8 protein-coding genes are annotated in these 14,685 nt (G+C 43.5%); 1 reads left to right on the top strand and 7 read right to left on the bottom strand.

Annotation, left to right across the window (positions count from 1 at the left end; translation table 11 throughout):
- Positions 1-5 precede the first annotated feature (5 nt).
- The 6 genes from ABDD94_RS11365 to ABDD94_RS11340 all read right to left on the bottom strand — a co-directional run bounded on the left by ABDD94_RS11365 (position 6) and on the right by ABDD94_RS11340 (position 11,099).
- Positions 6-1,778 carry a glycoside hydrolase family 2 TIM barrel-domain containing protein gene (locus ABDD94_RS11365; protein WP_345955972.1) on the bottom strand — a complete coding sequence of 591 codons (1,773 nt, stop codon included), beginning with the start codon at positions 1,776-1,778 and terminating at the stop codon, positions 6-8.
- Positions 1,779-1,790: 12 nt separating this feature from the next.
- Positions 1,791-4,106, bottom strand: coding sequence for a glycoside hydrolase family 3 C-terminal domain-containing protein (locus ABDD94_RS11360; RefSeq protein ID WP_345955971.1), 2,316 nt, complete (start codon positions 4,104-4,106; stop codon positions 1,791-1,793).
- A 139-nt stretch (positions 4,107-4,245) separates the two neighbouring features.
- Complete coding sequence (locus ABDD94_RS11355) at positions 4,246-5,697, bottom strand: RagB/SusD family nutrient uptake outer membrane protein (protein WP_345955970.1); 1,452 nt, start codon at positions 5,695-5,697, stop codon at positions 4,246-4,248.
- Between the two features lie 11 nt (positions 5,698-5,708).
- Positions 5,709-9,113, bottom strand: coding sequence for a TonB-dependent receptor (locus ABDD94_RS11350; protein WP_345955969.1), 3,405 nt, complete (start codon positions 9,111-9,113; stop codon positions 5,709-5,711).
- A gap of 231 nt (positions 9,114-9,344) precedes the next feature.
- Positions 9,345-10,409 (bottom strand): FecR family protein, encoded by a 1,065-nt coding sequence (locus ABDD94_RS11345; RefSeq protein ID WP_345955968.1) that lies wholly within the window; start codon positions 10,407-10,409, stop codon positions 9,345-9,347.
- Positions 10,410-10,511: 102 nt separating this feature from the next.
- Positions 10,512-11,099 carry a sigma-70 family RNA polymerase sigma factor gene (locus ABDD94_RS11340; protein ID WP_345951975.1) on the bottom strand — a complete coding sequence of 196 codons (588 nt, stop codon included), beginning with the start codon at positions 11,097-11,099 and terminating at the stop codon, positions 10,512-10,514.
- A 582-nt stretch (positions 11,100-11,681) separates the two neighbouring features.
- On the opposite strand from ABDD94_RS11340, the gene ABDD94_RS11335 reads away from it, so the two are divergent.
- Positions 11,682-12,704 carry an LLM class flavin-dependent oxidoreductase gene (locus ABDD94_RS11335; protein WP_345955967.1) on the top strand — a complete coding sequence of 341 codons (1,023 nt, stop codon included), beginning with the start codon at positions 11,682-11,684 and terminating at the stop codon, positions 12,702-12,704.
- Positions 12,705-13,198: 494 nt separating this feature from the next.
- Here the strand turns inward: ABDD94_RS11335 and ABDD94_RS11330 are convergent, their stop codons facing one another.
- On the bottom strand, positions 13,199-14,680 hold the full coding sequence (locus ABDD94_RS11330) for a RagB/SusD family nutrient uptake outer membrane protein (protein ID WP_345955966.1): 1,482 nt from the start codon (positions 14,678-14,680) through the stop codon (positions 13,199-13,201).
- Positions 14,681-14,685 lie beyond the last annotated feature (5 nt).

Below are 14,685 nucleotides of genomic sequence, written 5' to 3'. Positions count from 1 at the left end.
AAGACTTACTGTTTTTGTTTTTGCAGATAGTACTTGTGCATTACATACCATGCCTTCTTTTTAAATCCTTTATCGGATAACAATCCCTTACGGTTCCATCCTTGCTGAAATTGCGCCTGCATACGAGAAGGGCTTCTGAAATCAGCCAGAATCCATGGGCAAACGCCGGCTAAAAAAGGCGTTTTGTTAAACATGTTAATATTGTCTTTATACAACTGTTCCTGGTATTCTTCCGTCCAGAGGCTGGCAGTGTCTGCCGGACCATGATTGCCATAAAGCGCCTCGGCACCAAACTCTGAAATGATGAGCGGCTTGTTAAAATTGCTTTTCCAAATTACATTGCCCGGCCCGGCAGGCCATTTGGCGTACCAGCCCATATACTTATTAGCGGCTAGTACATCCAGGCTTTCGCTCAGCGGATCGTCGATCAGTATCTGGTTGCCGTCGTATTTAAAATGGTCAAAGGCAGATGAAATAAGGCGACTGGGGTCAAGCAAACGGGCATCATTTGCCATTTGCGCCAGAACTTTATTGCGTTGGGGACTTGGAGCCGTTTCGTTTGATAAGCTCCAAATGACAATGCCGCAACGGTTTTTATCACGCTTTATCATTTCCTCGAGCATATTGCTGGCCTTGCTTAAAATTTGGGGATTTGTAAATTGAATACCTTGCCAAACAGGGATCTCCTCCCACATCATCAGGCCCATTTGTTCAGCCAGCTTTACAGTTTGCTCACTTTGTGGATAGTGCGCCAGTCGAATAAAATTACAACCTAATTCCTTTGCCCAGGTAAGCATCATATGTGAGTCGGCTTCAGAATATGCCCTGCCCGCCCGCTGTGGTATTTCTTCATGAAAACTGATGCCGCGTAAAAACACAGGTTTTTTATTAAGCAGAATTTGTGTTCCCTTAACTTCTATGGAACGAAAACCTATCTGGTCAGTCACTGTATCATTGGCCGTATGTATATTAACGGTGTAAAGTTTAGGTTGCCCAGGCGACCATAGCTTAAGTTTGGCAGGGAAGTTTATCTGCGCACGACCATTGCTGTCTGTAGTCAGTATTTTTTTAATGTGTGCCTCGGGGATTTCCAAGGTGGTTGTTTGTTGCTGCTGTTTAGCATTCAACTGAACCCAGCCGCATAGTTCATAAAGCGATCCTTTTTTAAGTTGAATGAAATAGTCGAGGATATGCTGATCGGGCACCTTAGATAATGTGATGCTACGGGTAATGCCCCCGTAGTTCCACCAGTCGAATTTGCGCGCCGGAATAGCATCTTCACGCCGCTCATTGTTGACTTTAAGTACCAGGATATTTTTGCCAGGTTTAATACTCTTGGTTATATCAAACGTAAACGGGGTAAAACTACCTTCATGCTCACCTAGTTTTGAGCCGTTTAAATAAACCTCGCAACGATAGCTAACGCCTGCAAATTGCAGGTAACTGCGTTTACCCGGCTCCGGTTGATGATCAAAGTTACGCTTATACCAAATTGTACCTTCGTAGTATTTCAGATCAATTCGCTGTGAATTCCAATCGCCGGGTACATCGAGTGTCTGGCTGTTATCGAAAGAAAATTCAACAAACTCATTTTTATCAGCTGGTTGTTTGTTACGGGCTATATCATCTGCGTTTCCGTTTCCATACCAATCCACAAGTATCTGCCATTTGCCGTCAAGGCTTTGGGAACTGCGTGCCGCGGTTTGTGCATTAGTATGTCCGGTGACTATAATCGCCGACAAAACGCCTACAGTTCTGTAAATTAGTTTTTTTAGCATTTTTGTACGGTGTTATTGGGCATTGTAAACAGCCACTTTTACCGGTGGATGCATTACACTGTGGACGCGCTCAGTAATTACTTGACTGCGAATTTTAAATGTACTTTGCTGCCTTATTTGCCTTGATGAAGTGCCTATTTTAAGTTGGTACAAGCCAGCATCTGCAATCCATGCATTCTTATCATTATGAAAAGACGCTAAACTGCTAACCGGAATGATAAATGTTATCGTTTGGGACTCGCCGGGTTGCAACAATCTGGTCTTTGCAAAATCTTTAAGTTCCTGGGCAGGCTTAGCAATTGATGGAACCGGCGCAGCTATGTAAACCTGCAATACTTCTTTACCTGCAACTTTACCGGTGTTAGTAACGGTAACTTGTGCAGTAAACACTTTTTCGACGGTGGATTGCGAAAGCTTTACCGGACTGATTTTAAAGTTGGTATAGGACATGCCATATCCAAATTCATATGCCGGTTTAATTTTAAATGTATCGTAATAACGATATCCCACATAAATACCTTCTTTGTAACTTATCTGCTCGGTGTTTTCAGTATTCATTCCAGGGAAATCACGGGCAGAGGGCACGTCTTCGTAGTTTTCTGCAAAGGTATCCACGAGTTTGCCGGATGGGTTTACCTTACCGGTCAGCACATCGGCCATGGCATCGCCGGCTTCCTGGCCGGGCTGCCAGGCTAATAAAATAGCATCTGCTTTATCCCGCCAGGTTTTGGTATCAATCGGCGCGCATATGTTTAATACGATAACCAGTTTTTTTCCAAGTTTGTGGAAAGCCGTGGCTGTACGATCAATTAGCGATAATTCTGTCGGTTTTAATTTATAGTTAGTGTCCAGGCTGCGGTCCTTGGTTTCGCCGCTGTTGCGGGCAATAGTAAGCAATGCAACATCACATTTTTCGGCCAGCGTGGCCAACTGTTCGTCAGTAAGGTCCAGCTCACGGTAACGCTTCCGCCAATCAGACACATACGTATTATAAGTAGCAACAAAGTTGGCTTCCGGTATAAAGCCAGCGTTAAACAGGCCTTGAGCCAGCGAAATGGTATGGGCTTTATTTACGTCGCCGCTACCTGTACCACCGGCAATTGTTGAGTAACTCATATTTCCCAATAGTGCGATGTTCTTTGCCGAAACGTTTAAGGGCAGTGTACCCTGATGATTTTTAAGTAATACAATCCCATCCGCTCCAGCCTCTCTCGAAACTAACGAATGAGCTTTTAGATCGGGCGCTCCAGAATAGCTGTATTTTTTAAACGTGGGCGAGTTCACAATAATGTTAAGCACATGTTTTACATTACGGTTGAGCACTTCCACACTCAGCGAGTCATGCTCAACTGCAGAGACAATCGTCCTTACCTGGCCCGCATTGCCTGGCATGATCACATCATTTCCGGCATTCATTTGGGCAATAATATCTTTGGCCATCCCTCCCCAGTCAGTCATAACATAGCCTTTAAAGCCCCATTCGTCGCGCAAGATGCTGGTAATTAAATCGCTACGTTCGGCCGTATGTACGCCATTTACCAAGTTATAGGACGACATCACCGTCCATGGTTGAGATTTTTTTATAGCTATTTCAAAAGGCTTCAGATAAATTTCGCGCAGAGCCCTTTCAGTAATCATCTCATTAATGATGGCACGGTTAGTCTCCTGATTATTGGCTACAAAATGCTTAATGGAAGTGCCTACGCCATTACTCTGGATGCCGTTAATAATGGCAGCGGAAATATTACCGGCAAGCACAGGATCTTCAGAATAGTATTCAAAGTTGCGCCCGCCAAGCGGGTTGCGGTGAATATTAACAGCCGGCGCCAAAATAATATCAGCGCCATATTCCAGCACTTCGTTCCCGAATGCTTTCCCTACCTTTTTCACCAGAGCGATGTCCCAGGTAGATGCCAGTGTAGTGGCCGATGGAAAGGCTGTAGCGTAATAAGATTTAGGATCGTTTTTACGCTTAACATCAATACGTACGCCGGCTGGGCCATCGGGTAACACAATAGCCGGTATGCCCAACCGCGGAATAGCATTGGAGCATCCTGCTGCCCCAGGGACACGAGATTCGGTACGGCCTATCATTGAACCATCGCCGAGGTCAATGCCGGTACCTGTCCGCCCACCTCCAATTACCATTAGCGCTTTTTCTTGCAGCGTCATTGCCGCAATAACTTCGTCAATAGGATTTTTTCCTAGTTGAGGCACCGGCTTTTGTGCAGAGGTGGTTTGCGCGCTTGCATCGATATTTGTGCATAGCGAACTTATGAAAGCCAATATTAGCCAGTACTGGCAAAGGCTGTTTTTTTGTTCAGACATGAAAAGAGGAATAAAATAATGGACACGGCCAATCAATACAGTGGCGTGCACCTTGTATACAAAGTGTGTTGTTTATCAAATGCTGTGATTTTTTTGATGCTATAAATCAGTCATTTAGAAAAAAAAGTATTAAAAATAGTTAGTACCCAGGATTTTGCTTTAGCTTGGTGTTATTTAGATCTCCGAGTGGGATTGGAAGAATTTCATTTTTTCCAGCTGTAAAGTTCTTAAAGGCCAGCACGGTTGGTGCTTGTCCGGTTCTAACCAGATCATACCAACGGTGCCCTTCCTGAGCCAGTTCAAGTCTTCGCTCGGTATAGATGTTAGTTAATGTGGCCGGAATCGACACCAGTTTTATACGGGCGCGAACGGCATCAAGCAGTGCCTGGGCACGTGTAGTGTTTGTACCGGCTTGTACCAGTGCTTCCGCCTCCATCAGGTAGGTGTCTGCCAACCGGATAATAATGTAATCATACCCCTCTCCATAACTGTTAAAAGTTGCTGCCATTGGCGCGTATTTACGGGTAAAGTAACCGGTGTTTTGATAGCCGGGAGAGTAACTGGTATTGGTAGCCTTTGCAATACTATCTGCGTTGATAACAGTGGCTGGGTACCGCGGATCGTTCTTTATTGCATTAACAAGGTTCAATGTCACCACCTCGAAACCATAGCCGCCACTAAAAATTACAGGAAGGCTGGATGAACGCGGACCAATATACCTGCTATACCAATTTGCCCAGCCCGAGATAGTATTGGACTGTTGTATTTCAAAGATAGACTCGCTGTTGAATTTATTGGTTTGATCGAAAAGACTGGCAAAGTTTGCTTGCAATTTATAACCGTAACTATTGCTGCCTCCGGGCGTTCCGTTAACCTGCGCCAGCATGTCTGCAGCCTGCGTCCACTTTTTTTCAAAAAGGAAAACTTTGCCTAAAAGCGCCTTGGCAGCTCCTTGCGTAACACGCCCATTTTGGGTTGCCGGGATTTTGACAGGCAAGTCGGCGATAGCAGCGTTGAGGTCGCTTTCTATTTGTGCGTAAACTGCTTCCGGAGCAGCCTGGGGCTGATCATATACTTCGGATGAGGTTAGTGGCTTGAGAATGAGCGGTACGTTTTTAAACGTCCTCACCAGATCAAAGTAATAATAAGCCCGCAGAAATTTAGACTCGGCCGTATAACGCTTAAGCGAATCAGCGGTCATCCCCGGGACGGTTGGCAGCTGCGAAAGGCTAACGTTGCAATTGTAGATACCTGCGTAAAGGGGGTTCCAAAAAGTGCTACCAATTGAATTAGCTGCATTCATCAGATTAAAATTACTGAAAGCCTGTGCAACCGGGTTGTCTGTAGAACTACCTCCCCCGGCATAGCAATCGTCTGACCCTGCGTTCAGCGCCAGTAATATACCGCCTTCACCGCTGTTGAGCGGACTGTAGCAGGCTACTAAACCAGCATATGCTTCGGATGGGTTCTTATAATAATTAACTGCAAGGTATTGGCCTACAGGCTTTGTATCTAAGTATTTTTTGCAAGACGTGATGGCCACTGTTACGCTAACCAGTGCTATAATGAGTTTTAAATTGCGAATTTTCATGATAATTACAATTAAAGGGTAATGTCTAAACCAACCATAAATGTGCGCGCCTGAGGATAAATCGAGGAATCTATGCCACCGGCAATCTCGGGGTCATAACCGGTATACTTGGTTATGGTAAACAGATTATTGCTGCTTACAAAAATCCGGCTGCGCTTCATATGTATCTTATTAAGCACATCCTGAGGCAACGAATAACCTAATTGCAAAGTCTTTAGACGGAAATAAGCGCCACTTTGAAGAAAAAAGTTAGAAGGATTCTTAAAGTTGTTATTAGGATCTACATCAGACAAGCGCGGATAATTGCTGTCGGGATTTGATACCGACCATGCGTTAAGCGCTTCTATACGATAGTTAGCGGTAGGGTAATCCGGGCGATGCGTATCCTGGAACAACTTATTTCCCCAAACGCCTTGCCCAAAAAGCCTGAAATCGAAGTGATTGTAAGCCGCGGTAAGGTTAACACCATAAGTATACGGCGCAATCGAATTACCCAGGTAAGTACGGTCGTTTGCATCTATTTTACCGTCGCCATTAATGTCGCTCCATTTAAAATCGCCGGGCTTGGCATTAGGCTGTATGAGCGTACCAGCCGCATTGTTGTAAGCATTTACATCTGCCTGCGAATGAAAAACGCCTTGCTCTACAAAACCGTAATATGACTGAAATGGCTGGCCCACGGAGGTGCGTTCCAATTCATAACTTGTGCCACGAAGATTACCATTGGTATAGTACTGCGTTGTGCCTAAATAGGTTACTACATTCTTATTGTAAGATATGTTGCCGCCTGCACTATAGCTGAACTTGCCTATTTTGTTAGCATAGCTCAGGCTCAATTCAATTCCCTTATTTTCGAGGTTACCAATATTGGCATAAGGGTTAGAAGAGGTGCCAATATAATTAGGGAGAACAATTTGTTGAAGCATACCTTCAGTTAGCTTGCGGTAAGCCTCTACCGATACGTTCAATGAGCCGAACATTACAGCATCCAGCCCAAGATTTGTAATTTTAACCTGCTCCCATTTCAGATCTGGGTTTGACAACCCGTTAGGGCGGTACCCGATATTAGCGACACTATTGCCAAATAGATAATTACTACCGCTACCAATCACTGATGTATACTGGAACAGACCCAACGATTGTTCATTACCCAATACTCCATAAGATGCACGCAGTTTAAGAAAATCGACAAAATTGTCTTTGGGAAAAAACGGTTCTTTTGAAATAATGTAACCTAAGCCGGCAGATGGAAAAACACCATACTGATTAGTTTGTCCAAACTTTGAAGATCCATCGCGGCGTAAGGTAACGTCTAACAGGTATTTTTCAGCGTAATTATAGCTGGCCCGGCCAAAAAAAGAAGCCAATTTATAAGGCTGGTTATCGCTGCCGTTAGCTACCTTGTTAGCTGCTGCAAGCGAAAAGTTGGGTGAGGCTTCGGCAAAGGTATTAACTGGTTCTCCAGTAAATGCACCGCTTAAGCCATGTCCGTTCTGGTTTTGCATGCTTGTACCTACAAGCAACGTAGCACTGTGCTGGCCAAACTTGCGGTTATAGGTTGCTGTATTGTCCCAGTTTAGTGTAGCGTTGCGACTGCTACTCAAATTTTGAACTGTTGCAGTGATATTATTAGAGCTTGACGAGAAAAAGTACATTGGCGTAAATGAGTTGCCGCCGTAGTAAGCTGCTTTTATACTAATTTGGGAACGAAGTGTAAGGCCCGTAATCGGTCTCAGTTCAACATATGTATTACCGATCAGGTTGGTAGCCCACGAGTAATTACCCTGGTTAACAGCCACATAGGCAGCTATGTTGGCAGCCTCATTCTGTATATAAGGGGATATGCCGTAAGGCTGGCCCTGATCATTGTAAACGATGTATTGCGCATTATTTTTATAAACGGTTGCATTAGGCTGCGCATTGATGTCGGTAACAACAACAGGTGTGATAGGATCTAATAATATAGCAGAACTGAGAGGGCCGTTAGCACCAATGGTGTTTGTACTTAAAGCCAACTGACTTTTGGAAGTAGCAATATTAAGGTTTTCGCCGATAGTTAGCCAACTTGCCACCTTATAACTGGTGTTAAGGGCTAAATTTAACCGCTGATAATTGGCGATGGAAGGTGCGGCCACTCCCCTGTTGCCGAGATAACCAAAAGATGTATAATAGCTCGCTTTGTCATTAGCGCCGCTTATGCTAAGATTATGATTCTGTATCGGCACATTTTTACCGAACAAAACATCTTGCCAGTCGGTGCCATTGCCTAAAGCAGCAGTATTAGTAAAAGCCGCTGCTTTGCCGTCATTGGTTAATGCCTGGTTGCGCAGATCGGCATATTGTGTGGCATTTGCCAGCTTAAGCCGCTTGATGGAGTTTTGAACGCCATAATAACCATTGTACGTAAGTTGCGGCACACCTAATTTGCCCTTTTTTGTGGTTACAATAACTACACCTGCAGAGGCGCGCGATCCGTATATTGCAGCGGATGCATCCTTAAGTACATCAATGGATTCAATGTCGGCAGGATTGATGTTATCCAGCCCGCCATTGTCTATCACTATTCCATCAATAACATATAGCGGGTTGCTGCTATTTATAGAAGTGGTTCCCCTTATCTTTACCGTAGGTGTTGAGCCGGGTGCTCCAGAGCTTTGAATAACATTTACACCGGCTACTTGGCCGCGAAGCGCATCGTCAAAGCGGGTGAACTGCTGATCCTGCAGGTCCTTAGCTTTAATGCTGCTGATAGCGCCCGTTACCTGACTCTTTTTTTCGGACGCATAGCCAATCACAACTACCTCATTAAGTTTGCTGTCTTTTTCCCGCAGTACAACATTAATAATAGCAGACTGCCCTACCAACTTTTCCTGTTCTTCATAACCAACAAAGCTAAACACAAGCGTTGCTGAAGGATCGTTTACTGTTACGTTGTAGATGCCGTTAACATTGGTAGTGGCCCCTGTGGTACTTCCCTTAACTTTAACTGTTACACCCGACAATGGCTGCCCTGTTTTCTCATCGACCACCTTACCGGTTACCGACTGTACAAGGCGGCTTGCTGTGGTTGATTGTGCCGAAACTGAAGCCTCTGATTTAAGCTTTCTGATTACAATCACGTCGCCCGATGCTTCAAATATGAGCGATAGGGGCTTTAATGTTTGCTCAAGCACTTCTTCTAAAGGACGCTGTTGTGCAAAAACGTTTACGCGCTTACTTACGTCTACAAGTTGAGTGCTGTAAACAAAGTTGATCTTATATTCTCTCTCCAGCTTTTTCAAAACGTCGTTTAACGTCACATTAGTTTCATTCAGCGAAGTTGTTTGCTTAAGTATCGCCTGAGCCCGTACCTCCCTCGCCATCGCACTGGCCAGCACAGACAAAAGGAGTGTAAGCTGTAAAAATGTTATTTTCATAATTTTTACAAGTACAGGTTTAAATTTCATAGTTTTGATTTGGGTTATTAATTCGTTATTAACTCGACACAAAATGCCCATGCGGTCGCTCTGCGGCTGCTCATTAAATGGCTGTGAATCATTTTAGGGCTTAATTACTGACCGGAGGTATTGACGTACTTCCGGTCAGCTTTTTTTAGAAATAGGTTATGGCTCTGTTCATAATTTGGATTAGCGTTTAATCTTGGTTAGTTATGGGTTGAGTATCTTTATTTGTCCCCCATCGAAGCTGCACTGTGCATTGATCGCCTTACAAATCAATTTTACCTTTTCATCAAGCGGCAAATCAGACAGCGATGCGGTTAGCGTTTGATTGCCCAATTTTTCATGATCATATACAATGTGAATAGCATATGCTTCGTTCAATCGGGCTATGATTTGGCTAAGCGGGGCATTATTAAAAGTAAACTTATCCGTTGCCACCTCTTTAGATAACAACAACGGGGTCTGTAATGTATCTTTTTTGAGCACTATTTGGTTATGGTCAAACGTTACTTCTTGATTTGGAAGCAACGTAACCGACTTTGCATTAATTTTATGAGCTTGCTGCTTGTCTGCATAAACCAACACTTTGCCGGTATTAACTATTACTTTGAAAGCGTTTTCATCTTTGAAGGCCCGCACTGTAAAACTTGTGCCCAACACCCGGGTAATCATGTTCTGGCTATGTACTAAAAACGGCTTCCGGGGATTTTTATGCACCTCAAAAAATGCTTCGCCACTGAGATAGACATTTCTCGAGCTACCATTAAAACGCGAGGGATAACGTAATACAGAAGCCGGATGCAATACCGCCAGGCTACCATCGTTCATCCGGACCAGCTTAGATTGATTAGATTGGTTGCTTACCTGTATAAATTCGTTGTTGGTTTGTGACAGCACCTGTTTTACATCTACCTGGCGATAGATCAGCAATGCAGCAGTAAAACATATTAAAATAACCGCAGCGGCCTGAAACCACCCGGTACGAAATAATATTTTGATAGTTGGTACGGGTTGCTCTGTTTTAAAACCGTTTAACCTTACATGGTCAATAATACTTCGCACTTCAGTATCTGCCAGTTCTCTTGCTACTGGTTTTACAGTGATACTGCTCACAATTGCGCGCGCCCTTTCCAAAACAGGTTGCCGGTCTGGGTTGTGCATTAGCCAACCCGACCAAAAAGCGTTGCTGTTTTCGCTAGGGTGCAATACCCATTCTATAAAAAATTCGTCCTGCATGAAGTCTTCGACTTCGTAATGCTCATATGGGGTCATGAAGTGAGGTTTGAACTGGTTTTTATGCAATAAGCAATAAGGAAATCTTAATTACCCTTCAGAATAGAGGAAAATTTAAGATTATCTATAAATCATTGAATATCAGTTATAAAAAATAACGGCTGCGGTAAGGAGAATGATAGCCCATTCCGCACGGAAGCTTTTATAAGCCTTTTGCAGTAAATTATGAACTGATTGACGGCTGATACCCATCAGTTCTGATATCTGTTCGAAATCTAAACCTTCGTAAAATCGTAGATATAAAATTTCTCGCTGCCGGGGTGGCAGGTTATTTAAAGCCGCTGTTATTTTTGAAGACTGCTCTTGCAGCCCTGAGGCCTCAATAAGCTGCGACTCAATGTTAAATTCAACCACAAAGTTATAACCATCTTCGAGTTCCTCGTTTCTTTGCCAACCGGGCTGGTCACGGAATATTCTTAGCCTCAACGATTTGAAAAGGTACCATTTGACTGATGGGGTTGAATTTATGCGAGTCCGTTTCTTCCACAATTCGAGGAAGACTTCCTGTACACAATCTTTGATTAAATCTGCGTCCTGACAAAACCGGTACCCATAATTATACATGAGGCGAGTATATTTATTCATCAGCTTTGTGTAAGCTAACTCGTCGCCCGATCTAAAAAGGTTCCACAGTTCTGTATCTGCAAAATTTATCTCATCAATTTCCATTTACACAAATGTATTTACCTGCATGTTGTGACAGCCTTGCAGGTGCCTTAGGTTTACTGAGCCGATGTTAAGATAAATAAATCTAAAAAAAAAATTTAGAAAAGCGGCTTTATGCACATTTTTAAACCACTACAAAAACTGATCATGTCGCTTGGAATGTCCTTCAGCGCAAATAGCTCAGTTCAAATTTCGGACATGAAAAGGAAACAGTAGATTATTTTTTGCATTTTTTCCTGAAAGCAGAAGGTACTTCTTTAATGCGATTAGCCATTATTCTCCCCTAATAACCGCTTAAAAGATTGGCAGCAAACTTACGATGATGTATAGCCATTGCTATAAACACTTATGTCCGGTTGTTTATGTTTCTTCACATTAGTCAGTATAGCCGGTTATCCTTCCACCAATCTCGTTACTTGTATGAACTGATTCATAAAAGAGGCGTTCCCAATACGAAGTAAGACGCATTTATCATACCATTTACAGATTGAGAAGCACTGCTTTTGAACTATACAACATAAGACAATAAACATTGACTTTCCGCTGATACCATTTGAGTTTGCTATTCAGTAGCTTTGTGATAGAATGAAGAAAATTGGATTTTTATCGTTTGGACATTGGTCTAACCATCCTGCTTACCAAACTCGGACAGCAGGTGACACGTTGCTTCAGTCCATCGACCTGGCTGTTGCGGCCGAGGAGCTTGGTTTAGATGGCGCCTATTTTCGCGTCCATCATTTTGCGGCTCAATTGGCATCACCATTTCCTTTGCTATCGGCTATTGGTGCCAAAACAAGTAAAATAGAGATTGGAACTGGCGTGATCGATATGCGCTATGAAAATCCTATGTATATGGTGGAAGACGCTGGTGCTGCAGACCTGATTTCGGGTGGCCGGTTGCAGTTAGGAATAAGCAGGGGATCACCGGAGCAGGTAATTGACGGCTGGCGTCATTTCGGTTACGAACCTGCCGATGGTGAAACCGATGCAGATATGGGGCGCAAAAAAGCGCTTGAGTTTTTAAATAAACTAGAAGGAGCCGGATTTGCCGAGCCTAACCCATACCCAATGTTTCCCAATCCGCCGGGATTGTTGCGTCTGGAGCCCTATGCTGAAGGATTGCGGGAACGCATTTGGTGGGGAGCTGCATCGAACGCAACTGCCATTTGGGCGGCCGAAAATGGCATGCACCTGCAAAGTTCAACCTTAAAGTTTGATGAAACTGGTAAGCCTTTTCATATCCAGCAGGCAGAACAAATCAGATTGTATAAAGAAGCTTGGAAAAAAGCAGGACATGAACGTGAACCACGTGTTTCGGTAAGTCGGTCTATTTTTGCGCTTGTAACTGACCAGGACCGATATTACTTTGGCCAGCAAGGTAAAGCGGCTGATAGTTTCGGCTACATAGAAAGTGACAAGCGGGCAATTTTTGGAAAAAGTTATGCGGCTGAACCGGATAAACTCATTGAAGAACTGGCTAAAGATGAAGCTATCCAAGAAGCAGATACGCTACTTTTAACAATTCCAAACACATTAGGTGTCGATTACAATGTGCATGTGCTGTCAGCGATTTTAAAGCATGTAGCTCCGGGATTGGGTTGGCGTTAACAAGCAAGCATTTTTTAGCGATATAGGTACAGAACCGTTCAGCTAACATTAATAAAAATCAATCACAAATTTAGACGTGCCGCTGACTGAGTGTGGGCGGTTTAACGGAATGCTACGTCACTAAATACCCTTTTTTGTTACAGACGACACTTTTCAAATAGTTAGCATGAAAACGGTTTTTATGGAAAACACCTCACGTGAACCTTGAATCGGGAAATAACCTGCATTACAGAAATAGGTGTGCTTTTTTAATTTGGATGTAAGGTATTTAACAGCTCAAAACCGGTTCAAAATAAATTCAATAACAGTATATCTAAACGCACCTCAAATAAAAAGGGTGACAATGTTCTACTTTCGTACTACATTGTCACCCCTGCGCAAATCACCTCAAATACTTTTTAATACACCATTTAAGGAAAAGCTTATTGATTTGCAAACTGCTTACTCAGCATAGAAACTTGCGAACAGTTTTCACGCTTGTAGTTGTATTGCACCTACAGATTTGGATTAGTGTTAATTTCATTTACCGGGATAGGAAAAAGGTAGTAAATACTGTTTGGTACCAGATTGCTGTTATCAGGTAATTTTAAAACGTAATGCCCTTTAATTGGCACGTCTGCCGCACCGATGCGTACCGTCTCTGTTGATTCCCTTCTTACAGGTGCACGCTGCAAGCGCAACAAATCATACAAGCGGAAACCCTCTCCCCATAACTCACGGCGACGTTCGGTCAATATCTCCTCTATTAAAGTTGTTTGATTGAAGTTGGCCGCCACAGCAACGGGTAGGTTACGCTTTACCCTAACTTCGTTAAGTGCTGCTATAGCTCCGGTAAGATCATTTAACCGGGCTTTGCTCTCAGCTTCAATTAGCGCCATTTCTGAAGAGCGCATTAATACGATATGGCCTGATTGATCAGCCTTATTTACAAACTTTTTATACTTGATCCAGCGGTACATAGGATCTGTTGATACGGTAACTGTCTCAAATAATGTTTTGCGAATGTCACCATCGGCAAATAATTGTCGGAAGTATGGATCAGGCATAATAGAACGGTAACCGGCAGCCGGAGTAACGTCGATGTAAGCAAAGTAAGAAGCTCCTCCTAAATTTTGATCGGCTTGTTGCGGATGCCCCCATATCCATTCAACATTGCTCACATCGTTAAAGCCCTGGGTATATTGAGTAGCTTCCATAATATTATACCCTGTACGAGCCTCACGTGCTTTAGCAGCAGCCAACGTCCAGTTTTCCTGAGTAAGGTAAGTACGGGCAAGCAAACCCTTAACCACGTTAGCATCTGGGCGGTTTTTTACTTTACGTACAAAGCCGTTAAGCAAAGTTTCGGCTTGCGTTAAGTCGCTTATTATCTGGCTATAAACCTGCTCAACTGTAGCCCGGGCTTTAGGTACTGATGATGGGCTGGTTGGCTCGGTGTAAATGGGAACAGCTTTGGCGTTCTTATCCTTCGCATACGTAAATTGGTATTGCCTTACTAAATTGAGGTAAACAAAGCCACGCAGTGCAAGAGCCTGTCCTTTAAGGTATTGGCGCTCTGCATCCGTACCGCTTGCTGCACCAACATTGGCCAATATGTTGTTGCAGTTATCAATTACCTTATACTGAAAACTCCAAAAGAAAAGCGCCCTCCTTGTGGTATTATCAAATGGATCGCGGTAAGGATATGAATCACGAAAACCATATACTCCATCACGCGCTATAGCGTCATCACCCATTACTTCATGTGTAAGGGTAATGGCCGATAGGCCCGGATTGTCTTGCGAGGTGCTGGTCTCCATCATATAGCGCAGCGTTCCGTTAAATAACGCATCAATATTTTTGGTTGATGCATAGGTTTCACTGCCGGTTAAATCGCCGGACGGGGAGGTTTCAAAAAAGTCGTCTTTGCAGGCTGATAAGGTTAATACAGCAGCCACAAAAAGCATCTTAATAATATTATTATAGCGTATTTTCATAACGA

It is taken from the genome of Mucilaginibacter sp. PAMB04168 (assembly GCF_039634365.2).
Taxonomy (GTDB): Bacteria; Bacteroidota; Bacteroidia; order Sphingobacteriales; family Sphingobacteriaceae; genus Mucilaginibacter.
The sequence above is the reverse complement of the archived record's forward strand: the minus strand, read 5'-3'. Positions and strand labels throughout refer to the sequence as shown.